The organism is Nocardia speluncae NBRC 108251 (assembly GCF_001613245.1).
GTDB lineage: Bacteria > Actinomycetota > Actinomycetes > Mycobacteriales > Mycobacteriaceae > Nocardia > Nocardia speluncae.
This window is the reverse complement of sequence record NZ_BDBZ01000037.1, coordinates 95,195-117,813: the sequence shown is the minus strand read 5'-3', so window position 1 is coordinate 117,813 and position 22,619 is coordinate 95,195. Positions and strand designations below refer to the sequence as shown.

Here is a 22,619-nt window from a genome sequence, read left to right as displayed (position 1 = left end):
CTTCAGTGAAGGAGACGCAATGAGCACCAGGACAACCCGCCCCGATCACGAGATCGTGGTGATCGGGGCGGGTCCCGGCGGCATCGCGGCAGGTGTGCTACTCAAACGCGCGGGGATCGAAGAGTTCACCATCCTGGAACGCGCGGGCGAGGTCGGTGGCAGTTGGCGCGACAATACCTACCCGGGGATCAGTGTGGACGTACCGGCGCTCGTCTACCAGTACTCGTTCGCTCGCAAGTCCGATTGGCCGACGGCGTTCCCGGCGGGTGGCGAGGTTCAGGCGTATCACCAGGATGTCGCCCGCCGCTTCGGTCTCTATCGGCATCTACGGTTCCACACCGAGATCGTTCGCGAAGTTTGGGACGAGACACACCGCCGATGGGCATTGCACACCGCTGACGACGAGATCATCACGGCCAGGTTCGTGATCAGCGCGGTCGGCGCCTTTCTGCGCCCCAAGGTCGATGGCATAAAGGGTCTCGGTGATTTTGCCGGTCCGGTGCAGCGCCCGGACGCCTGGGACCATGCTCACGATATGTCGGGTAAGCGCGTGGCTGTGGTCGGGACCGGCGCGAGTTCCGTGCAGATCACGCCCGCGCTCGCGCCCGAGGTAGGTCAGCTCGACGTCTACCAGCGCACACCTGTGTGGTGCATACCCAAACCCAACTTCCCGGTCCCACGCTGGTTCCAAGCCGCCTTGCGGGTGCCGGGCGTGGCAGCGGCCCAGTGCGGGATGTTACTGCTGGGGTTGGAACCTATTGCCAGACTGGCCACGATTATGCCCTTGACAGTGGCGAAACCGTTGATGGCCGCATTCGATGCCTTCGCCAAGCGGGTTTACCGAGCGTATCTCCGGCGGATCATCGACGACCCCGAAACGGCCGCCGCACTGACACCCGGCTATGGCCCCATGGCGAAGCGACCCACCTTGTCGACCGGATATCCGGCGGTGTTCAATCGCGACAACGTTCGCCTGGTCACCGACGATATCGAGCGGTTCACCGAGCAGGGCATCCGGGCCGGCGACGGCACCGAGCATCACTATGACGTCATCGTGCTGGCAACCGGCTACGAGATGTACACCGATCCGGAAAGTTACGCCGAAGGCACCGTCGTCGGGCGGGACGGATTCGACCTCGGTCGGTTCTTCGGCGCCCATGGGTTACAGGCCTACGAAGGTGTCGCCGTAGCCGGCCTGCCGAACCGCTGGATGCTGGTCGGACCGTACGCGATGGCCGATATCGGATGGCACGGCATGGTGGAAACAACTGCATCACACGCTATTCGAGCGATAGTGGAGGCCCGGCGCCGGCAGGCGTCGACTGTCGAGGTGAGCGAGAAGGCGCACGCCGCCTACCATGCCGAGATCTGCCGGCGCGGTCAGGTCCTTCGGCACTACGTCGGCACGCAAAACAAGGGCATTCGAACCTATTACCGCAACTCCCAGGGGGACATGCCCTATTTCCGTCCTGCCGGTGCTCTCGAAACACGCTGGCGTGGCAGACATTTTCCGTTCAGCGACTATCACTTCGATGCGGAATTGAGGTTCCCTCCCACAGTCGGGGGGTGATGTACCCCCGGCTCCACTCGAGGTGCAACGCAGAGTGCAACGGCGCGGGGCAACTCCGATCGATACGCACAGGGGTCCGCCCGGCTCCGCGTCACGTTTGCTGCGCAGGGGTTATGCGGCTGCTCTGAGCCGTGTGTGGAGCAGATTCTCCTCCGGCGCGGCCGGCACTTGATCCCTGATGAAGTCCGGGTTGTCCGCTCGATCCGGGCGCGGGTTTGCCTGTGGGTCCGGGATGCGGTGTGATCATCGCACCGGCGTATATGGGAGGTATCGGACGTTGGCTGCGTTGGCGCCCGGATCGGTGTTCGCCGGTTACATCATCGAACGGCTGCTCGGCGCCGGTGGTATGGGGGAGGTCTATGCGGCCCGGCATCCTCGGCTGCCCCGGTCGGATGCGGTGAAAGTGCTTGCCGCGCCGCTCACGTATGACGATTCGTACCGGCGTCGTTTCGAGCGGGAGGCCGATCTTGCGGCGTCGTTATCGCATCCCGGTATCGTCAGCGTGCACGATCGTGGCGAATTCGACGGGCGACTATGGATCGCGTTGCAGCTGATCGACGGTGTCGACGCGTCGGCGTTGCTGCGGGCCGCGCCGGCCGGGATAGCCGTTACCGATGTGGTGCGCGCTGTCGCCGAGGTGGCGGATGCGCTCGATTATGCGGGTGCGCGCGGGCTGGTTCACCGGGATGTGAAACCCGCCAATATCTTGCTTGCGGGTACGGGGCACTACCTGCTGACCGATTTCGGGATCGCCCGGATGGGGCCGGAGACTTCGGATCTCACCGGGACCGGCCTGACCGTCGGCACCGTCGCCTACGCGTCTCCGGAGCAGATGCAGGGACTACCGGTCGGTCCGCGATCGGACCAGTATGCACTGGCTGCCACCGCGTTTCATCTGCTGACCGGGGTGCAGCCGTTCACCGGAACGAATCCGGTCGCAGTGATCATGGCTCATGCGCAGCAGCCGGTACCGAGTGTGCGGGAGCGGCGGCCCGATCTTTCGCCGTACGTGGATCGGGTGCTGACGCGGGCGATGGCGAAAACTCCGGAAGAGCGTTTTCCCAGCAGTAAGGATTTCGCGGCCGCCCTCGCCAATACACTCGCGCTGCGGCCGCCGCAATCGCCGGCCGGCCGCTATGTGGCAACGGTTGTCAACCAGTCGACGACCGTCCGCGCACCGCACCACCGAAACCCGCCGCCGGGCTCGGCTCTCCCGGAACCCGGTGCGACTCGGCGCCGGACCGGGGTGCTCATCGCAGCGCTTGCTGCCGTGTCGGTGCTGGTCGTTGCCGGTGTGCTCGGGGTGTGGGCATTTCAACAGGACGCCGTCGCGGGGGAAGCCGCACAGTTGCCCCGCCGTCCTGTGACGCCGATCCTGCCGGCGCTGGATACGCGACCGGGCACCCCTGTCTGGACCTTGCAAGAAACCCCCGGACCACCCGGTGCCGAGACTCAGGATACGGAAGTGCTCGGCGGCGACTCCGAGATCGTTCTCGTCAACCGTGAGGTACGCCTGGCCGAGGGAACCACCATCGACTACCTCGATATCGTCGATGCGAACACCGGTCGGCTCCGGGACGGTACCGCGCCGATTCCGGTGGACACAGCGCAGCGAAACCTGGGCCGCTGCGTCGTCGTCGAAAGCCGTGCGGCTGCTGCTTGCTCTCTGCAAGGTGCGTCGGTACCGGATGATGCGGTCGTGGTCATCGATCTCGTCGCCGGGCGGATCATCACCACCATTGCTTCGAGAGAACATGTTTTCGATCTGACTGCCGCTGGTGATCGGTTCGTCTTCGTGGACAGCACCGACGACGGTTGGCCGCCGACGTTGCGGTCGATCGGCGCGGACGGCGGGGAACTTCCGGCGATCAGCTGGCCCGATTCCCGGCCCTCGCTCGAACCTCACCATTGGATCGACGTTTTCGGCGCGGCCCGGCTGGCGGTGATCAAGTCCGCACCGGCTCCGGCTCGACCGCTGTCGAAATGGGAATTCCGGGTGATCCGGCTCGAAGACGGGAAAGAGGTGTTCCGGCGCGATTCGGTCGAGGAGATCGGTGCCGATCACTGGAATGTCTTCGTCGACGGATTCGTCCTCGCCGAGCGCGGTTCCACGCCCGAGATCTACGACCGCAACGGCGCCGAGACCGGCGAGATCGCCGGCGGGTGGCTGCCGAGCCGGCATCTGCCGACCGCGTTCGAGAAAACCGCAGCCGAGACATCGGTACCGACCGTCATGAAAATGGATGGGAACAAGACGACCTATGCGGGAATCGCCCCGCGTACCGGGACGGTGCTGTGGGAGAACGAATCCTACGGCGCCGAGGACAGTTCCGAGCTGCTGTTGCGCGGTATCGGCACGTTGATCATCACCTCTGATTCGGGGCGGGTGATAGACGCCTACACCGGCGAACACGTGATTCCCGGCTACGTACCGGAAGCAACGCCACTCGGCACCGACGGCAACAACATCGCCGTCGCCACCGAAACCTCCGGTGCGGGCCACTCACTGGAGGTGTGGAACGCTTCCGGTCAGGCATGGGAGATCACCAGCGAATACATGCCGGTTTCGGTAGGCGGGAAGGTCTATGTCGGGAACCTGCGAATCTTCTGACCGTCCACGCCTGCGGCACCGGCGTCCGTTCAGTGGCCCACGCCGATCGAGCTCGAGAATGTCGACAGGTTGCACGGGATGTTGCCGGGATAGTTGACGCAAGGTGGGGGTGCATCGACTGCGGTTGCCGAATCGGTCACGGCGGGAGTCAGTGGCAAACCCTGCGCGGCGGCCGGTGCGGACATTATCAGTGGTAGCGCAACGAATCCGAGAGCGGAGATCAAGAATTTCGAGCCGGGTTTCGTCATCGAATACCTTTCAGCTGAGCTGGAGTTCGATATGAGGGCTTCATCCTAGATGTGTGGAGCGGGCCGAGTACGCCCTTCCGGTCGACAAGCTGTGCGCAGCCGTCGGCGGGCCGCGCACAGGCACAAGGCTCCATCCGCCGGGGTTCCGGGCGGTAACCCGCTGCCCCGGGCAGCGACTTGCACTGCGTTGTGTCGTTCATCGGATCGAGTACGGCCGGATCCGCCGCCGGCTGCCCCTGCCTGTGATACGCAGGCAGCCGTTCGTTGCCTACCGGTGCGCTCAGGTGGCGGCCGGGTGGACTTCCAGGCGTTCCCGGTCCCAACCGCCGCCATCGGCCGCGGCGGTATAGGTGGATCGGAGGAACTCCAGCACGGTGGCTTCGGGATCGTCGGCGGTGCGCACGACTTCGTAGGGAAGCAGGAACTCGTGGATCGCGGAATCGTAGTAGCCCGCCTCCGGCCGGATCGGTGTCTGCGCGTAATCGGCGGGCTCAGGGTAGGCATAGGCATAGAAACTGCCTTCGGCCGAGCCGCCGGGCCAGAATCCGGTACTGGCCAGTTCGTGGGAGTAGCCCTCGACCATGACCCAGTCTGCGCAGTTCGGGGCACCGCCGGGGTGGACCGGGGCGGGCCGCCCGGAGAAGCGGGTATAGGCCAGGTCCATCGCACCCCAGAAGAAATGTACGGGGCTGGCTTTGCCGATGAACGACTCGCGGAACCGGTTCAGGACGCGGTCGGCAGCCAGGAGTTGACGCCAGAAGGCGTATGCGTGGTCCCGGTCGTAGGTGGCGTGCGTGGTGTCCTCGGCGAACGGGATCGCGGGTTCGACCTCGACCGGCCGGCCCAGAATCGGGATCGTGATACCCAGTGCATTCAGGGCGGCCATGACTTCGGCGTAGAACGCGGCCACGGACTTGGGTTCCAGATTGATCCGGTGCCGGGCGCCGGTGCTGATGCGGATGTGCAGCTCGTGGTCGATGAAGTCGAATTCGATATCGAACACCCCGTGCTCGTAAGGGACGGCCGAAGTGGTCAGACCGCGTGCAGAGACATACAGGGGAACGTTCCACCAGTGATTGACCATCGGGGCACGCGCCAGACGGAGCTTGCCGATGATCTGGGTCCACATATGCAATGTGTCGCGGGTATCGGTCCACTCGTCCACCCGCAGGACCGGCCAGAGCTGGTTCGGCGATGTGCTGCGCATACCGCTCCCTTCGACTGTGGTAACCGGCCGGGGACGACTGCCCGGACAGCACCCAGAGTTGGTGGGCTCGAACTATGCCTGTATCGGTCGCCGCCGCATATCAGGCTCCGGCGAACGACTCCGCGCCGCGGAGCACATTGGACAAGCGGTCCGGGAACACGGCGAATATATGGTTCATCTGGCCCGGCGACATCATCCGGTCCAGTGCGGAGGTCACACAGCCTGCCGTGAACGGAACATCGCCCACGGAGATACCGGCCCGCTCCGCGAAATCGTCCACGAAGTCCGCAGTACCGTGAGCTCCCGGCACCCGGCTCGGTACCCACCCCTCGTACCAGATCCCGCGCAGGAAATCCGGTAGCTGAGCAGTGAGATGTGCGGAATTGGCCACGCTGATCCGATCACGGACAGTGTGCATCCAGGCGCGCAGTGCACGCAGCGCGAACGTGAGATCTTCGGTGCCCATATCGTCGGCGACGGCACGCAGCCAGATATGGGCGGTGTGCGTGCCGGCGGCGAGGGGGTCATGATGATGCGTCATTGGTTTGCCTGCCTTCCAGGTGGCCGGTCCGATGCGCTGGTCTATGCGGTAATTCTACGGCGTGAGCCGGGGCCGCCACCATGGCGCGAACACTCGAGCCGGGCGCTCGGGCCCAGGCCGCAACCGGTATCTCCTTCGCGCGCCGCGGGAATCGCGCCGGATGAACCCTGAAATCGCTCGCGGATTCGATTCCTGCCTCCATGGCCGCTCAGAAGTCGAATCCGCCCCAGTCGCCGCCGCCGGCGTCGCCGCCCCAGTCGCCGCCGGCGGGGTCCGCGCCCTGGTCACCGGCCGAGAGCCCGTCCTGGAATCCCTCGCCGTAGCCGTTCTCGAAGCCTTGGGCGCCGTAGCCGACGCCCGCCATACCGGTGAACAAAGATGTGAACAGCAGCGTCGAGCCGATACCCCAGGCGCCGGCGATCATGGCGGGTCGCCACCACGGTTCGGAGTACCAGCCGGCCGGTACCGGGCGGCCGGCTACGCGTCCGCCGGGGTAGTAGTTCGGTGTCGCGGACGAGGGGCGGGGTGAGGCGGCGATCCGGCGGTTCTCGAAGTCGATTTCCCGGTCTTCGCTGACCTCGCCCGCGCTTACCCGGCCTTCGAGTTCGGGCACCGAAGGGCCGGGGTCCATATCCATGGCGATACGGGCGGCGCGGATGTAGTACAGGCCCTCGACGGCGGTTTGTTTCGCCAGGTGCGCCTGGACAGCGGATGCGGCCTGGTCGAGCTGGCCGCCGGCGGCGGTATGGCGTTCCGCGGCATCGGCGAGCGCCTGTTTCGCGGCGGTGTTCGTGCCGGTCAGGTTGTAGATCTGCCCACCCAGCCGTTCGTTGGTGCGGCGGGCGTCGGCGAGTGCGTCTGTCAGCTCGGTCGCGCGTTGTTCGCGCTGCCGGGACCGCCACACCAGGGTCAGTGCTACCGCGGCGACCACCGCGGCGATCAGGAACCACTCCATCGTTTCGCACTCCTTCGGTCGACGGAGCACAGTGCCGACCAGCGTACTCGTGCCCGCGGCGGCCCGTTGGCCCCGGAATCCCATGGCGGCGCCGTCTCGGTGTCTGCCAGAAGGCCGGAAATCGGTCGACCTCGGAGGGCGCCGATGGCAGGCTCGTGCCATATGAACCGGACTTTTCAGGACCTCGTGGGGGAGGCTGCGTCGGTATCCGTCACGGGCTGGGATTTCTCATGGCTCGACGGGCGGGCCACCGAGGTGCGCCCGTCGTGGGGCTACCAGCGGCTGATGAGTGCCCGGCTGAAGACCGCCACCGCGGCGTTGGACATCCAGACCGGTGGCGGTGAAGTCCTCGCCGAGGCGGAAAACTTCCCGCCGGCCATGGCGGCCACCGAATCGTGGCCGCCGAACATCGCGAAGGCCACCGCCCGCTTGCACCCGCGGGGCGCGGTCGTCGTCGCTACCCCCGACGAGGCTGCGCTGCCGTTCGCCGACGCGGCGTTCGATCTGGTCACCTGCCGGCATCCGGCGGCCATCCGGTGGGACGAGATCGCCCGGGTGCTGCAATCCGGCGGGACCTACTTCGCTCAGCATGTCGGGCCGGCGAGCGTGTTCGAACTGGTCGAATATTTCCTCGGCCCACAGCCGGAAGCTCGGCGGGCTCGGGAACCGGGCGACGAGGCCGCCGCTGCCGGGGCGGCCGGTCTGGAAATCACCGACCTGCGCACCGAGCGGTTGCGGATGGAATTCCACGATATCGGCGCCGTGGTGTATTTCCTGCGGAAGGTGGTCTGGATGGTTCCCGGGTTCACCGTCGACACCTATCGCGACAGGCTGCGTGGGCTACACGACCGGATCCAGCGGCAGGGGCCTTTCGTCGCGTATTCGGCCCGCACCCTCGTCGAGGCCATCAAACCCTGACCGCGCCGACCGGCTCGGAAGTCGTTACCCATGGAGCGGCCCGATTGCGGAGGCGTGCGGCTCAGCTCGACGCGGTTCCGGGTTCGAGGGCGAGCCGGACCTGCGCCTCTATGGCCGCGACGACCGGGCGCGGGAGGTGAACCCGGCCGCGGGCCTCGAGATCGACGATGATCTGCTGCGCTTTACGTAGATAGGACGCCTTCTCGCCGGTGTGATCGGTGGCCTGCGCGTGGTTGTAGAGCTTGGCGGCGGTGTCGAGATCGGAGCGGTCGTTCTCGTGCAGATAGCCTGTTCCGGCGGCCTTTCCGTCGCGTTCGCAACGAATCCAGGTGCGCCGCAGCGTATCGGCCGCGGTACGGTATCGGCCCGCGTAACCGGCATCGTCGGGATAGTCGTCGGTGGCGAGCGCCTGCGCCTCCGCCAGGGCGGTGTGGAAGTCCATCACCGGATCCCGGGTGATATCGGTGACGCCGGGGTAGCGGAGGAACAGAGTGGGGTCGAGTTCATAGGCGCCGTACTCGGACAGCACCCGGCGGTGGGTGGCGCGCGCGGCCTCCCACAGCCGGATATCGGCGGCGGGTGATGAGCTGGGCTCGGTATGCCATTGGTCGTCGGCAGGTTTTCCGGTATCGGGGCGGCCGGTGCCCGCAACGCTTGCCGGTTGTTGTTTCGCCGGCTCGGTGTGAGGTGCGCCGGAATCCACGGTCACCGCGGAAGGTTTCGTCGCCGGTTTCGCTGCTGCGCCTTCCTCGGCTGGGGTGCCCGGCAATGCCTTCCGGAGCCGGCGGATGATCTCCGCGGCCACGGGATCGGATTCGGGCACCGCAACCAGGTACACCGTCTTGTCGCTGAACGCCAACCGGAGGTATCGGCTGCCTTCTATGCGCAGGTCTTTGCGCGCGGGATCGATATGGGTTTCCGAGGCGGGCGTGCGGGGCAGCTCGAGGCCGGTGAGCTCGGAAAGCGGGCGGACGGTATCGGCGGAATCCGCTGTCCCGGCGTTATCGGTGCCGATGAGGATCTGTTCGTCGACGAGTCCGAGACGGACGGCCGCGCGGCGCGTGGCGGGCGGGCCGGTGACGGCCAGCGCGAGTGAGCCGGTTACCGCGGCGCCGACGACAGCGGCGATGATTCCCGGCGCCAGGCCTGCCAGGGAGAGCACGATAAGCAGCGGTGCCGCGCCGAGGAGCAACGTTGTGCCGAGCTTCGTACGGACCCGGGCGGGGGCGGTGCCGAATTCTGTCCGGGTGATCAGCGCCGCGGCCGAGCCCTTCGCGGAGGTGCTCATGGTCGCGGAATCGTCGAGCGCATGCGGCAAACGTTACCGCGACACCGCGGCCGGTGGCGGTGCGCAGCGAGTATGGTTGGTCCATGTTCGATGCTCTGCCGCAGTTCCGGCGGGCCGTATTCTCGGCTTATCTGTAGGGGCGCCGGTGAATTCCTTGGTTCGCGGCGCGGTGGGCGGCGCCTGTGTGGGCGGCGGGATCGCGATCGGCGCCTACTCCGGTGGCTGGTTCCTGCTGGTGGCGGTGATTGTCTCCGCCGTCGGGATCGGACTGGTCGTCAGCGATTTCGTCCGGTCGGCCATCGCCGTTTCGGAGGGCGACCCCGTACCGGTGCAAGTGGATCTGATCGACCGGACCACCACGCTCGTCGGAAACTCGCCGACCCTCGTTGCCGGTGAGGCCCGGCCGCCGGGCGATACGCCCTTCCGCTTCCAGGCCAGTGCGAACCTGTCCGCCAACCAGTTGGCCGAGGTTGTCAGGACCGGGCGCGGTGTACTTCCGGCGGAAGCCGTCGGTACGCCGGGCGCCGAGCCGGTGACCGAACACGGCGGTGTCCGCAGACATGTCCCGGCGGCACTGGCGGCGGCTGCCGCGATGTGGGCGACGATGCTGCTGCCGCCCGGCGACTTCTGGGATCTGAGTGAGGTGTCGGTGACGCCGCCGGCCGTGCTGTCCGTGGCCGGACCCGATGAACGCCCACTGTGGCAGTGGTACGACGACGCGGTGGCTCACGTGAGCGCCGAAGCACCCGAGCTGCTGGATTCGATACTGGATATCACTGTCAACGAGTCCTACGTCGAGGTGTGGGTATATCTCGGCGGGGACAGGGCACGGGTTTTCGAAGGCCGCGCCGATGGCTGGGAGGCAAGCGACGCCCAGACTCCGCAACGGGCCCGGGATACCTTCACACTGGCCGAATTGCAGGACTTCTCGGCGCGGGATGTGCTGTCCCGGACGGCGGCCATGCTGCCGCCGGACAAACGGGAACCGAACCGGATGGAGATATCGCGTGATACCGAGGACATCTTCGGTATCACCTATCCGCTCCGGGTGGAGACCTGGTTCGGCGACGGCTCCGAATATTGGATGGACGCACTACCGGACGGGACGGTCGCGCCGTGGTGGCCGGCCGACGATTTTGCCGTGGCGCTGGAGCAGGTGGATGCCGCTTTGACGGCTCGTGGGGTTCCGGCCGAAGCCCCACGGCTGGACTCGATCACTCTCGGACGCGACGGGACCGGGGACCGCCGCTCCGGTTCCTTCGAGGTCGAGTTCGCCCGGGACGGCATCATCTACCGCACGGGTGCCGGTGCCGGCGAGTTCACCGCTCCCGACGATGCCGGCAGCGATGCCACGCTTCCCGGTTTCCGGTTCGCCGATATCGACCCGGGCATGCTCACCCGCGTTCGTGACGACGCCATGACCCGCTACCGTATCGATCCTGTGGATCGGGTGATGGCGACGACATCCATCGGTTCCTGGAACGGATTCGATTCGGATCGCGGAGAAGAATTCGTGATCGAGGTCGACTACACCCAGGCACACGGTGGCACGGCCTACTACACGCTGGACGGGCAGTATCTGTCCGGCTGATCCGGCCGCGGACCCGGAAACCGGGTGCCGTTGGCTGTCGGTACAGCCGGCCGTGGCGAGTAGTGTCCCCGGCTGCTTAGTAGATGCCGAGTCACGAGGAGCCGCGGGCGGGTATGGCAACAGAACGTGAGATCACCGAACCTGTCGACCTGTGCCGCCCGGACGGCCGGCTCGACCCCGCCGCTGTCGGGTGGACGCGCCGTCCCCTGCACCGGGCGAATCTCCGCGGGTGGGGTCGCCGGAAACGCTGGGAGTACTGGGGCATCGTCACCCCGGAACATATCGTGGGGATTGTGGCGTCCACGCTCGATTACGCCGGCGTACACGGGATCTATGTGCTCGACCGGGTAACGGGTGAAGAGACCACACGGGACGCGGTGGTGCCGTTCGGGCGGGGAGCGGTGATGGGGGAGCGTAGCGGAGAAGGAGTGAACTCGGTGCGCGGCGGCGGCGTCGATATCGAACTGGCCGACGATGCGTCCGCAACGGTGATCGAGGCCCGTGCGAACGGTGTGCGGCTGTCGGCCCGGGCGGAACTGCCGCCCGGCCACGAATCCCTGGGCGTGGTCGTGCCGTGGAGTTCCCGGCGCTTCCAGTACACGGTCAAGGATGTGGGCCGGCCGGCCTCCGGGTCGCTGACGCTGGGGTCGCGGGAGTACATATTCGACGACGCTTTCGCGGTGCTGGACCACGGCCGCGGAAAGTGGCCGTACGCCATCAACTGGAACTGGGCCGCGGGCTACAAACCCGGGCTCGGGGTCCAGTTCGGTGGCACATGGACAGAAGGCACCGGCAGTACCGAGAACGCGCTCATGGTGGACGGCCGGGTTCACAAGATCAGTGACGAATTGCGGTGGGACTACGACCGCGAGAATTGGTTGCGGCCCTGGCATATCACCGGCAAACGGGTCGACGCCGAATTCCGGCCTTTCCATACGCGCACGGCGAAAACCGATCTGCTGGTGCTGGCCAATGACGTCCACCAGTGTTTCGGGCATTTCCACGGCCGCGTCCGCACCGACGAGGACCGCTGGCTGGACCTCGATGGTGCGGTCGGCTGGGCGGAGGAGACACGTAACCGCTGGTGACTTCCGGCTCGGGTCATACGGCCGGGGCGTGCTGCCGGGCCGGCCAGCGCGGATGTTCGGCGTCGATGACGTAAGCGTGTGTGTGCTGGTATAGGCGGTCGGTCAGGCGAACGGCATCGGTCAGGCGGGCGGGGTCGATGGTCCCGGCTTCGTGGAGGTGGGTCAGTTCCGCGGGATCGTGGCGGGGCCACAGGCGGGTCGCGGCGGCGGCCGCGCCGGTCGCGAGGACGGCGAGAACTATCCAGGCCGGGGTGAGTCCGGCGGTGGTGGTGAGCCAACCGGTGAGCGGATAGGTGGCCAGCCAGGCAACGTGGGACAGCGAGAACTGGGCGGCGAAGAGAGCGGGACGATCCGCAGGATGCGACGAGCGCCGCAGAACCTGTCCTGTCGGGGTGAGGACGGCCGCGGTGCCCGCCCCGATGGTCGCCCAGACGGCGGCCGCCGCCATCCGGCGCCAGTCGCCGGTATCGGCCGCGGAGAGGGCGCCGGCGGCGGTGAGGCCGGTGACCAGGGTTGCCGCGCCGGTGAGCATCACCGGGCGGGCGCCGACTCGGTCGAGGACCCGGGGCAGTAGCAGTGCGATTACCATTGTTCCGAAACCGTTGGCCGCCAGCAGTTTCGCCACATCGGCCTGATCACCACCGAGCGTATCGCGGGCGTAGTTGACGGTGTTGACCATAACGATCGAACCCGCGGCCGCGATGACGAGATTCAGGGCGAGGAGCCCTCGTAGCCGGGGGGTGGCCGTGAAGATCCGCATTCCTACCGCGATGCGTTGAATGAAGGAGCCGTCCGCGGTGGCATCGGCATCGGGGATACGGGTACTCACCACGAGCGTGGCCGAGACGACGAAACCGATCGCGGTGCCCACGAACAGCCAGTGGAAACTGATTACGGCCAGCGCGGCCGCGGCCAGCATCGGACTGAGCAGGGTCTCCATGGTCGCGGCCAGTTGCGCGGCCGACAGTGCCCTGGTGTAGTCGCGTTCGTCGGGGAGGATATCGGGGATAACTGCCTGGTAGGTGGGGGTGAAGGCGGCCGAGGCAGTTTGCAGCACCGCGATCAGCACGTAGATATGCCAGACCTGGTCGACAAAAGGTAGCGCCGAAACCACCCCCGCCCGAGCGATATTGAGGGCGACCAGAAAAGTCCGGCGCGGAATACGATCCGCGAAGGCGCCCACGACGGGCGCCACCGTGACGTAGGTGACCATTTTGATGGTGAGCGCGATACTCAGAACGACCGCCGCGTCGGCGCCGGCGAGTTCGTAGGCGAGTAGTCCCAGGGCCACGGTGGTCAATCCGGTGCCGAACAACGCCGAGATCTGGGCGATGAAGAGTCGTAGGTAATCGCGGTGGGCGAACAGTGAGGTGATCATCGAATCCTCCGGCGCCGGGCGCGCTGAATGTGGTGTTTCGGGTCAGTGGCCGGCGGGTGTTGCGGTCAGGGTGAAGGCGGCGGTCCGCACGACCCCGAGGTGCTGGAAATCGAGGAACAGCCGGTATGTTCCGGGGCCGGGCACCACGGTGTGGAAGTCGATTCCGGGCCCGGCCGGGGTGACGCCGTCCCCGGGCTCGCCGCTGGGATGGACGTGAACGTAGGCGAGGTCACCGGCGCGCAAGACGACCAGATGCCCGTACGCGCCGAGGTAGGGGTCGAGGTCGGTGACAGGTTCACCGTCCTTGTGGACCGTGAAGGTGAGGGTACGGCCCACACCGGGCACCGGGTCGCCCTCGACGGTGACGTGGTAATCGTCGACCGCTGCGGTGCGGTCCGGGGCGGGGACCGGGCGAGGGACGTAGTCGCCCGCGACGGCGAGATCGGCGCCGAGGGTGAGGGTGCGCCCGAGCGCCCGGGGTGCGATATCGGTGAAGACGCGGTAGGCGCCGGGCTCGGTCACGTCGAGGCGGATCGACCAGGTGCCGTGGTCGTCGCGGACCGGGTGCACGTGCTGGAAGCCGGTCAGCTCCCGGCGCGCCACGATCAGGTGTAGCTCGCGCTCGTGGACAGGGGCGAAGTCGGTGACCACCGCGCCGTCCGGGCCGAGGATCCGGAACCGGAAGTCGATCTCACCGGCGGCCGTGATCGGGGTCTCGAGCGCCAGGGTGTAGCCCGCCTCGGTGATCTGCAATCCGCCCGCGGCTGTGCCGGTGTGTCCGCCGGGAGCGTGCGGTGAGTGGTGTGCGTGGGGGGCCGGGGCGTGGTGCGCGTGCTCGCCGTGAGTTTCTGGTGAGTGGTGTGCGTGGGCGTTGGTGTTCATGTGGGCCTCCTGGGTCCTTGGTTCGACATGGGAAACATTAATACCCCCAGGGGGTATGTGCAAGTGCTGATTTTTCCTTGTTCGATGCGAGCGCCGAAGGGCCGTCCTCCGCCGGGAACGGGGTGGCGCGAACACCACCCCGACTATGTGCCGGACCGGCCGCCGGCATGGGCGCGGTGGTGGAAGGCCGGGACAGCGGCCCGACACCGCGGCCGTTCCGGGTTCCGCGGCGGGCCGGCCATCTCACACCGGAGTGCTACTCCGTTCCGATACCGCAGGATTACCCGCAACGAGAATCCGGCCGATAAGTTCGGGGTATCGAATTCGTCACCCGTCCCGCTGCACCGAGCAGTACCCATGGTTGCGAACCCCGCTCGAATGCGGCCGTTCGTCGCCGAACCGGGCGGAGGTGGGTTCGGTGTCCCGACTCTCAGGAAGATCTATGACGACACCTGCCCTGGTTCAAAAGCCCCCTCCCCGGTCGACGCGGCGCGGCGCCGACAATGATTACGGCCGTTTGCTACGCCGGATCTCCGCCGCCGGACTGATGGAGCGGCGACCCGGCTACTACGTCGTCCGGCTCGGCGCGGTCGGGCTCACCTTCGTGGCCGGTTGGGTGGCGTTCGTCCTCGTCGGCGATTCGTGGTGGACGCTGCTCATCGCGGCATTCATGGCCGTGACCTTCGCCCAGGTCGCGCTCGTCATGCACGATGTCGCGCACCGTCAGGTCTTCCGGTTGCGGCGGCCGACGGAGATCATGGGCCGGGTCGTCGGCAACGCCGGTATCGGTTTGGGCTACGGCTGGTGGCAGGACAAGCACACCCGCCATCACGCGAATCCCAACCACGAGGAACTCGATCCCGATGTCGCGCCCGACATTCTCGTGTGGTCGCAGCAGCAGGCCCGAAGCAGCCGCGGGCCGGCCCGGCTCATCGGACGGGCGCAGGCGTTCCTGTTCTTCCCGCTGCTCATGCTGGAAGGATTGAACCTCCATCTGGCGGGCGTGCGTGCGCTCAGGAATCGGTCGATCAAGAACCGCGTGCTCGAGGGTGCGCTGCTGTTCGCCCATTTCGCTGTCTACCTGGCCGCGTTGTTCGCGGTCCTGCCCGTGGATAAGGCCCTCGTATTCTTCGCCGTCCACCAGGCGCTGTTCGGGGTGTACATGGGTTGCATATTCGCCCCGAACCACAAGGGCATGCCGACCCTGACCGGTGACGAACGCCCCGACTACCTGCGCCGCCAGGTGCTGACCTCCCGCAATGTCCGAGGCGGAGTGCTGACCGATATCGCTCTGGGCGGGCTCAACTATCAGATCGAGCACCACCTGTTCCCGAGCATGCCGACACCGAACCTGCGGCACGCGCGGTTGATCGTCCGCGACTACTGCGCCGAAATCGGTGTGCCGTACCACGAGACGGGGCTGATCTCCTCGTATCGGGAGGCGCTCACGCACCTGCATCGCGTCGGTGCGCCGCTGCGGGGCGCCGACAGCTCGCCGGCCGCATAGCAGTAGCGGCGTTTCGACAGCGGTAGGCACCAGTGCTGCGGCGCCGAAATACTCGGCGCCGCAGCCGAACAGCCGGGCACCGGCCGTCGATGCCCGGCGACAGCCCAGCACCCGGGCGGCGGCCCGGAGGCCGGTATCGGCGCCTGCCGGGCGGGCCCGGCCCCCGCCGAAGTGCGCGGATATCGACCAGCGCCGGGCCTATGCCATACGCGAATTCCCGGCGAAGCCCCCGCGATCGCGTCGAGGAGTCCCGCGCCGAAATTCCGGCATCCGGAGGTAGTCCGCGAGGATCACCCGGACGCTGCAGCTACCGGGATCACAGAGGAAGCAGATGATGCTTACGCGGGTAGCGGATGACCTTCTTGTCACGGAGTAGGTGCAGCGCCCGCCGCAGCTCCAGCCGGGTGGCCGACGGCTCGATCACGGCGTCGATATAGCCACGCTCGGCCGCGATCCACGGGGTCGCGACGGTGGCGTTGTAGAAGTCGATCATCTGCTGCCGGAGCGTGGCACGCTGATCCTCCGGGGTGGCGTCGAGGACTTTGCGCTGAGTCAGGCCGACGGCGCTTTCCGCGCCCATGACCGCGATCCGTGCGGTGGGCCACGCCAGATACACATCGCAACCGAGTGCCTTGGCCCCCATCACGGCCCACCCGCCGCCGTAGGCCTTCCGCACCACCACCGTCACCTTGGGCACCGTGGCCTCGACGTAGGCGAACAGGAATCGGCCGCCGCGTTTGATGACGCCCTGCTTTTCCTGTTCCACCCCGGGCAGGAATCCGGGGGTGTCGACGACCAGCACCAGCGGGATCTCGAAGGCATTGCAGATGTGGATGAAATGCGCGGCCTTATCGCTTGCTTTGGCATCGAGCGCACCCGCCAGCACCGTCGGCTGATTGGCGACCACACCCACCGGCCGGCCGTCGACACGAGCGAAACCGGTGATCAGATTCGTCGTGGCGGCCGAACCGATCTCGTGGAATTCACCGTCGTCGAAGATCCGCAACAGCACGTCGTGCATATCGTAGACAGCATTGTCCGAGTCGGGGACCAGGGCGTTCAGCGCCAGATCCGACTCGGTGACAGCCGGCTCCAGCCCGGGATTCACGACCGGCGGTAGCTCGGAGAAGCTCGACGGCAGATAGCTCAGATAGTTGCGGACCCAGGCGAACGCTGCGGCCTCGTCCTCGGCGACGTGGTGGATATTGCCGTAGGCGGCCTGGTTGTAGGCGCCGCCCAGCTCCTCCATATCCACCTTTTCGCCGATGGCGTCCTCGAGGATCTTGGGGCCGGTGACGAACATATGCGCGCTCTTCGTGGCGACCACGACATCGGTGCATATCGGCTGATACACCGCACCTGCCGCGCAGTTGCCCAGAATCAGCGAAACCATCGGCACCGCACCGGACAGCGGTTCCATCATGGTCGCCAATTCGCCGTACCAGCGCAGCGAGGTCACGGCCTCTTGCACGCGCGCGCCACCGGAATCGTTGATACCGATCAGCGGGCAGCCCATCTTGCCCGCCAGATCCATGATCGCGGCGACCTTGCGGCCGAACATTTCACCGATGGTGCCGCCGTACACGGTCTGATCATGGGAGAACACGGCGACGGGCCGGCCGTCCACCAGGCCGCGGCCGGTGACCACACCGTCACCGTAGAGCGCGTCGGGATCGGCGGGATTGCGTACGAGAGCGCCGATTTCGACGAAGGTACCCGGATCCAGCAGCATCTCGATGCGGTCGCGGGCGGACGGTAAGCCCTTACGTGCTCGTTTGGCGGCCCCCGCCTCGCCGGCCGGCTCCTGCGCGATCTCGAGCCTTTTACGCAGGTCGGCAAGTTTTTCGGCGGTTGAATTCATCGATGACATCCAGATTTTCTCAGCAGGAGAACCACACCGTGATCGGGGGCGATAGCCACCGTACCCGGCCTCGCGGGGATGCGGGGTTGTGAGCTTTCACCGACTGCCGTTCGCACAGTGGGTTGCTGCGAATGCGCATGGTGGGCGGCGGCAGCGACGATGACGGTGCGGTCGCGATTTGCGGGGCCGGACGCAGGACCTTGACCCTGCCCCGGGGGCACGGTGTGCAGTGGTGGTCGGCAAGGCAGTTCTTGTCACACACGCCGGGGAGGTTCGGAAATGGTTCGGAAACGGAAGGTCGGCCGCGGGGCGACCCTGATGGTTGTGCTCGGCCTCACCGGGGCACTGGTAGGTGTGCCCCCGGTCGCCGCCGAACCCGCGGCGCCGATGCAGTGGGGTGCCTGCCCCGCGGACGTGGCGGCCGCCCCACCACAGTTGCAGTGCGCCACCGTGCCGGTGCCCCTGAACTACGGCGACCCCGAGGGCGCGCAGATCGAGATAATGATCTCCCGGCTGGCGAGTACGAAACCGGAGAAGCGCCGCGGTGTGCTGCTGCTGAACCCGGGTGGTCCGGGCGGGACCGGCCTGGACCAGCCCGGTTTTCTGGCTGCTCAGGGGCTGCCGGCCGGCGTCCTGGACAGCTACGACCTGATCGGAATGGACACTCGCGGGGTAGGGCATTCGGCTCCGGTGAGCTGTGGTTTCACCGATGACCAGGCGTACTTCGGCAATATCCCGCCGTATGCGGTGGACGATGCGGCGGTCACCGAGCGGGCCGCGACAGCCCAGGGGGTTGCCGAACAGTGCGCGGCCAACGGCCACGAGGGCCTGCTGCGGCAGCTGTCGACGGCGAATATGGCCCGTGACCTGGACCGGATCCGCGCCGCACTGAGTGAGGAGAAGGCGAGCTTCCTCGGCTACTCCTACGGCACCGCACTGGGGGCCGCATACGCGTCCATGTTTCCCGAGCGTGCCGATCGGATCGTGCTCGACAGCAATATCGGCGACACCTTCCTCGACCACGACGGGATGCGCCGGTACGGCCGGGGAATGGAGGAGACTTTCCCCGATTTCGCGAAATGGGCTGCCGCGCGGCACGATACCTACGGTCTGGGCCGCACACCCGAGGAGGTGCGCGAGACCTACTTCACTCTTGCCGAGCGCCTCGACAGGAATCCGGTGGATGGAATGGACGGCGGCCTCTTCCGGTTCGGCACCTTCTTCACGCTCTATCGAGAGGCGCTGTACGAGCCTGCGGCGGAGAGCTGGCGCACGCTGCTCGACACCGGGAGTGCGGGGCCCGCGGCCGGTCGGCCGCCGGGTACGGGCGCACCTTCACCGAGCGATAACGCCTGGTCGGTCTTTCTCGCGGTGACCTGCAACGACGTCGAATGGCCGGAGGACGTCCAGACCTACCGCCGCGCCGTCGCCGAGGACCGCGAGCGGTATCCCCTCTACGGGGCGGCCGCGGCGAACATCACGCCCTGCGCCTACTGGCAGCTCGGACCGTCGGAACCGCCGGTGCGGCTCGATGCCGAGGGCCCGGCCGATGTCCTCATCCTGCAGAACCGGCGCGACCCGGTCACACCGCTGCGCGGGGGCGAGTTGCTCGACGAGAAGTTCGGTGAACGGTCCCGGCTGGTGACCGTCGACGGGAGTGGGCACGGGGTCTACGTCCTCGGTACCAACCCTTGCGCGGCGGAGGTGGCCACCGGTTACCTGGTGGACGGCACCCTCCCCGAGCAGGACGTAACCTGCGATAAGGCGGACTGAGCACTGCGGGAAGGGTTCGGGCCGGGGGAGAACGTAGGACCGCGGCAGACGAGGAGGTAGCAGTGGCGTGGAGTACCCGGCGACTCGCCGAACTGGCGGGTTCGACCGTGAAAGCCATCCGCTATTACCACGAGATCGGGTTGCTCGACGAGCCGGAGCGCCGGTCGAACGGATACAAACAGTACGAAATCCCGCACCTGATCCGGCTGTTGCAGATCAAACGATTGACCGAGCTAGGTGTGCCGTTATCGCAGGTACCGGCGCCGGGGCAGGCAGAGGACGAGTCGGACCAGGCGCTTCGGGTGCTGGACGGGGAACTGGAAGCAACGGTCGATCGGCTGAACCGCATCCGAGCGGAACTGGCCGTGCTCATGCGTCATCGCACGCCTGCCCATATGCCGCCGGCTTTCGCGCCGACGATCGCGCAGGGCGTCCCCGAGGCGCACCAATCGATGCTCATGGTCTATTCGACCGTCCTCAGTGACCGCGCCCTCGAGGTGCTCCAGGAGATGCTCGCCGACCGGGATTCGGTCGACGTCGAATTCGAGAACCTGCCCGCCGGCGCCGAGGCCGCCGTGATCGAATCCCTCGCCGAGCGGATGGTGTCCGCGGTCCTGCGGAGCAGGGAGAAGTACCCGGAGTGGAAGGACTTGGCGGCGGACGCGCCGGGTGGTGCGAAAAACGCCGAGGACACGATCGCGCAAGCGATGTTCTCGCTGTACAACATGGCGCAGCTGCGGGTTCTGCACGAGTTGAATATCCGGCTGGTGCGGTTGCGATCCGGCTGACCTACCGAGCATGCCTCGGCGCGCTTGCCGGACCCGCTGCGCAGGCGGATCCGGCACCGGCACGAGGAACCCGCAAGGCCCCGGCCGCCCTCATCCGGCCGGGGCCCGTCCGAGTGCCGCGGGGGTACCGGACGGTGGTGATGTGCAGGAGGTGCCGAGTGTGCGGTCAGTCCGCCCGGACAGCCACTGTGGCATCGAGTTCCACGAGCGCGCCCTGGGGCAGCACCTGGGTCGGCAGCGCCGTGCGTGCATGCCGGCCGGCGTCGCCCAGAACGTTTCGCAGAAGCCGGGAGGCCCCGTCGGCCACCGTCGGTTGGTCCACGAACTCCGGCGAGCTCGCGATATAAATATCGAGTTTCAGGATCTGCCGGATATTCGCCGACCCGACGGCGTCGTTCATCCGTGCCAGCAGGTTCAGGGCGGCGGTTTCTGCCGCGGCGATACCGTCCTCGACGGTTGCGGTATCACCGACGCGGCCGCGCAGGATTTCTCCCGTGGCGGTTCGTGAGATCTGTCCCGAGATCCACAACATTTCGCCCCAGCGCGTGGTCGCCTCGTATGCGTAACGCGGCGGGCCCAGGACGGGAAGCTCGAGCGAGAGCGCATCGAGCCGTTCTTTCATATCGGTCATGGTGTTTCCGATTCGACGTGCGCGCGCGTGATGCCACGCGAGAGCGGGGAGAGGTGGAACCCGTTGTGTATGAGCGGATCCGGCACTGTCATCGCTTGCTCACGATGTAGGTGCGATCGTGCCCGATATACCACAGATCCTCGGTACCGATGGCCGCATCCTCGTAGCGCCAAGGGATTTCGGCAGCGCCGTAGGAGCCGATATCGAGCACATGCTTATAACCGGGCCGCAGTTCGTTCGCGAACGACTCCTGCTTGCCCATGAGATGTCCGACATTGCGTTTGCGGTATTCGGTATCGAAGTCGATATCCGTTCCCAGCATGCCGATCTCCACCATCCGGTCGAGGTGGGGGGCCAGATAACGCAGGGTTCCCTCGTGGACGTCCTCGCAGATCACGCCCGGCGCCAGTTGCCCGATGATGCCTTCCCGGACCACATCGAAGAAAAAGGCGTATGCCTCCCTGGCGGCGGGCGTACGCGGTAGCGAACGGGCCATATCCGAGGTGGCCACCGTGACCCCGTCGCAGACGATGCGCACCCCGGCATCGAGCTGGATGCAGGTCGTCTCCGCGTTGATCGGGTAATCGACCGGCGGCCCGGGGAAGAGCATCCGGTTGGACGAGTGCAGATTGGTGAAATACGGTTCCACACCGACTGCGACCCCGTTCACCGTGCGGAATTCGGCGATCTTGTCCAGGTAGACGGAGTAGATATCGAGTTCGGAGAACGAACGCCCGGCGTCCAGGCCCGCTTCCGCCCAGGCCAGTGCCTCCTCGATCGCGAAGACGCTCACCCGCGCGGCGATGACCTGGAACGCGAGGTCTTCGTGATCGCGGATATCGCGCCAATGCCCGAGGTCACGCGATACCGGTACGAGTTCCGCATGCGCGCGCTCCAGTTCGCGTGCCAGACCGATACCGATCCACTCGTCTTCCACACCGGTGCGCGGGCCGCGGGCGAGTTCCCGCACCGCCGCACCGGCGGACGGGAATCGCCCGACCGGTGCACCGGGCACGGCGGCACCGCCTTCGGGGATCAGCACCAGCAGCTTCTCGGAGCCCGCCAGCCACACGGCAACAGCGCCGTCCGGTTGGGCGAAACCGGTCGCCTCGGTGAAGTTCGGGGGCGCGGCGAGCAGTAGTGCGTCCAGCGAGCGGTCGTCGGCCAGGGAGCGTAGCCCCGAGTACCTGCTGTCCTCGGTGGTGGTGAACTCCTTGTCCAGGCCCGCGAGATGTTCGACACCGTCGATGAGCCGCCGAGCGGTCTCTACCCCGGTCGCGCGCCACGCCGCGAACCGGCCGAGTACTTCGTCGGTATCGATCTCGTAGGCGGTGACCGGGGTGGGGGCCCGGTCGGAAACGGTCAGGTCCACCGACCCGGACAGTGCGAGGTAATGGCTGTAGGCGACATCCGCTGCCAGGCGTACACCCGAATTCCCGGCGAGTTCGCGAACCAGGTCGGTGAGTGAAGCTGCGGCGGGTGTATCGGCGACGATCCGGGGATCGATGGTCACCCAGGGGGCGTAGAACTTGATCCGGTCTTTCGGGACCCCGGCCGACAAGGCATTGCCCTGCTCCTGCTGCCGGACGAGCAGAAATTCCTCCTCGTCCGTTCGCGCGATCAATGGGGCCACAAGCGGATAGGAATCGAGGCGGATCGCGGAGAAGAGCAGGCTCTTGCGCGCATCGAGCCCGTAGGTTTGCGCGACCTGTGCGGCGTCGGCGGTGATACTCAGCATTGCTTCCCTCATTCTCTCGGGCTTCGGTGTGGGAACGGGTTTCG

General features: G+C 66.8%; 17 protein-coding genes. 8 read left to right on the top strand and 9 right to left on the bottom strand.

All coding sequences use genetic code 11. The features are described from left to right. Positions 1-19 precede the first annotated feature (19 nt). Positions 20-1,570: a flavin-containing monooxygenase gene (locus NS6_RS28275; RefSeq protein WP_068048073.1), complete on the top strand. Its 1,551-nt coding sequence runs from the start codon at positions 20-22 to the stop codon at positions 1,568-1,570. Between the two features lie 277 nt (positions 1,571-1,847). Continuing rightward, positions 1,848-4,181, top strand: coding sequence for a serine/threonine-protein kinase (locus NS6_RS28270; protein ID WP_168443485.1), 2,334 nt, complete (start codon positions 1,848-1,850; stop codon positions 4,179-4,181). A 528-nt stretch (positions 4,182-4,709) separates the two neighbouring features. Here NS6_RS28270 and NS6_RS28260 read toward each other — a convergent pair. The 3 genes from NS6_RS28260 to NS6_RS28250 form a co-directional block, all read right to left on the bottom strand. Next, complete coding sequence (locus NS6_RS28260; protein WP_068048064.1) at positions 4,710-5,636, bottom strand: DUF5996 family protein; 927 nt, start codon at positions 5,634-5,636, stop codon at positions 4,710-4,712. Between the two features lie 100 nt (positions 5,637-5,736). Next, a complete protein-coding gene (locus tag NS6_RS28255; protein ID WP_068048061.1) occupies positions 5,737-6,177 on the bottom strand; it encodes a DUF2267 domain-containing protein in 441 nt (146 codons plus the stop codon). A gap of 208 nt (positions 6,178-6,385) precedes the next feature. After that, the gene (locus tag NS6_RS28250; protein WP_068048259.1) at positions 6,386-7,132 is read right to left on the bottom strand and encodes a hypothetical protein; all 747 of its coding nucleotides are present in this window, start codon (positions 7,130-7,132) and stop codon (positions 6,386-6,388) included. Between the two features lie 162 nt (positions 7,133-7,294). On the opposite strand from NS6_RS28250, the gene NS6_RS28245 reads away from it, so the two are divergent. Further along, positions 7,295-8,050 (top strand): class I SAM-dependent methyltransferase, encoded by a 756-nt coding sequence (locus NS6_RS28245; protein WP_068048058.1) that lies wholly within the window; start codon positions 7,295-7,297, stop codon positions 8,048-8,050. A 61-nt stretch (positions 8,051-8,111) separates the two neighbouring features. Here the strand turns inward: NS6_RS28245 and NS6_RS28240 are convergent, their stop codons facing one another. Further along, positions 8,112-9,338, bottom strand: coding sequence for a hypothetical protein (locus NS6_RS28240; protein ID WP_157112994.1), 1,227 nt, complete (start codon positions 9,336-9,338; stop codon positions 8,112-8,114). Between the two features lie 145 nt (positions 9,339-9,483). Here NS6_RS28240 and NS6_RS28235 point away from each other — a divergent pair, with 145 nt between their 5' ends. Then, complete coding sequence (locus tag NS6_RS28235) at positions 9,484-10,929, top strand: hypothetical protein (protein WP_068048053.1); 1,446 nt, start codon at positions 9,484-9,486, stop codon at positions 10,927-10,929. A gap of 113 nt (positions 10,930-11,042) precedes the next feature. Continuing rightward, the gene (locus NS6_RS28230; RefSeq protein WP_068048050.1) at positions 11,043-12,017 is read left to right on the top strand and encodes a DUF2804 domain-containing protein; all 975 of its coding nucleotides are present in this window, start codon (positions 11,043-11,045) and stop codon (positions 12,015-12,017) included. 13 nt (positions 12,018-12,030) lie between these two features. Here the strand turns inward: NS6_RS28230 and NS6_RS28225 are convergent, their stop codons facing one another. Together NS6_RS28225 and NS6_RS28220 are read right to left on the bottom strand one after the other, a co-directional pair. Continuing rightward, a complete protein-coding gene (locus NS6_RS28225; protein WP_068048047.1) occupies positions 12,031-13,395 on the bottom strand; it encodes an MFS transporter in 1,365 nt (454 codons plus the stop codon). Between the two features lie 42 nt (positions 13,396-13,437). Continuing rightward, positions 13,438-14,277, bottom strand: coding sequence for a DUF8832 domain-containing protein (locus NS6_RS28220; protein WP_068048044.1), 840 nt, complete (start codon positions 14,275-14,277; stop codon positions 13,438-13,440). A gap of 442 nt (positions 14,278-14,719) precedes the next feature. Here NS6_RS28220 and NS6_RS28215 point away from each other — a divergent pair, with 442 nt between their 5' ends. Next, on the top strand, positions 14,720-15,784 hold the full coding sequence (locus NS6_RS28215; RefSeq protein WP_068048041.1) for a fatty acid desaturase family protein: 1,065 nt from the start codon (positions 14,720-14,722) through the stop codon (positions 15,782-15,784). Between the two features lie 316 nt (positions 15,785-16,100). On the opposite strand, the gene NS6_RS28210 is transcribed toward NS6_RS28215, so the two are convergent. After that, positions 16,101-17,645 (bottom strand): acyl-CoA carboxylase subunit beta, encoded by a 1,545-nt coding sequence (locus tag NS6_RS28210; RefSeq protein WP_068048256.1) that lies wholly within the window; start codon positions 17,643-17,645, stop codon positions 16,101-16,103. 279 nt (positions 17,646-17,924) lie between these two features. Between NS6_RS28210 and NS6_RS28205 the strand changes: the two genes are divergently transcribed. Together NS6_RS28205 and NS6_RS28200 are read left to right on the top strand one after the other, a co-directional pair. Then, positions 17,925-19,418, top strand: a complete 1,494-nt coding sequence (locus NS6_RS28205; RefSeq protein WP_210747140.1) for an alpha/beta hydrolase — start codon at positions 17,925-17,927, stop codon at positions 19,416-19,418. Positions 19,419-19,480: 62 nt separating this feature from the next. Further along, the gene (locus NS6_RS28200) at positions 19,481-20,206 is read left to right on the top strand and encodes a helix-turn-helix domain-containing protein (RefSeq protein WP_068048038.1); all 726 of its coding nucleotides are present in this window, start codon (positions 19,481-19,483) and stop codon (positions 20,204-20,206) included. 166 nt (positions 20,207-20,372) lie between these two features. Here the strand turns inward: NS6_RS28200 and NS6_RS28195 are convergent, their stop codons facing one another. Both NS6_RS28195 and NS6_RS28190 read right to left on the bottom strand, forming a co-directional pair. Further along, positions 20,373-20,837, bottom strand: coding sequence for a RidA family protein (locus tag NS6_RS28195; RefSeq protein ID WP_068048035.1), 465 nt, complete (start codon positions 20,835-20,837; stop codon positions 20,373-20,375). 88 nt (positions 20,838-20,925) lie between these two features. Beyond that, a complete protein-coding gene (locus NS6_RS28190) occupies positions 20,926-22,575 on the bottom strand; it encodes a M24 family metallopeptidase (protein WP_068048032.1) in 1,650 nt (549 codons plus the stop codon). Between the last annotated feature and the right edge of the window lie 44 nt (positions 22,576-22,619).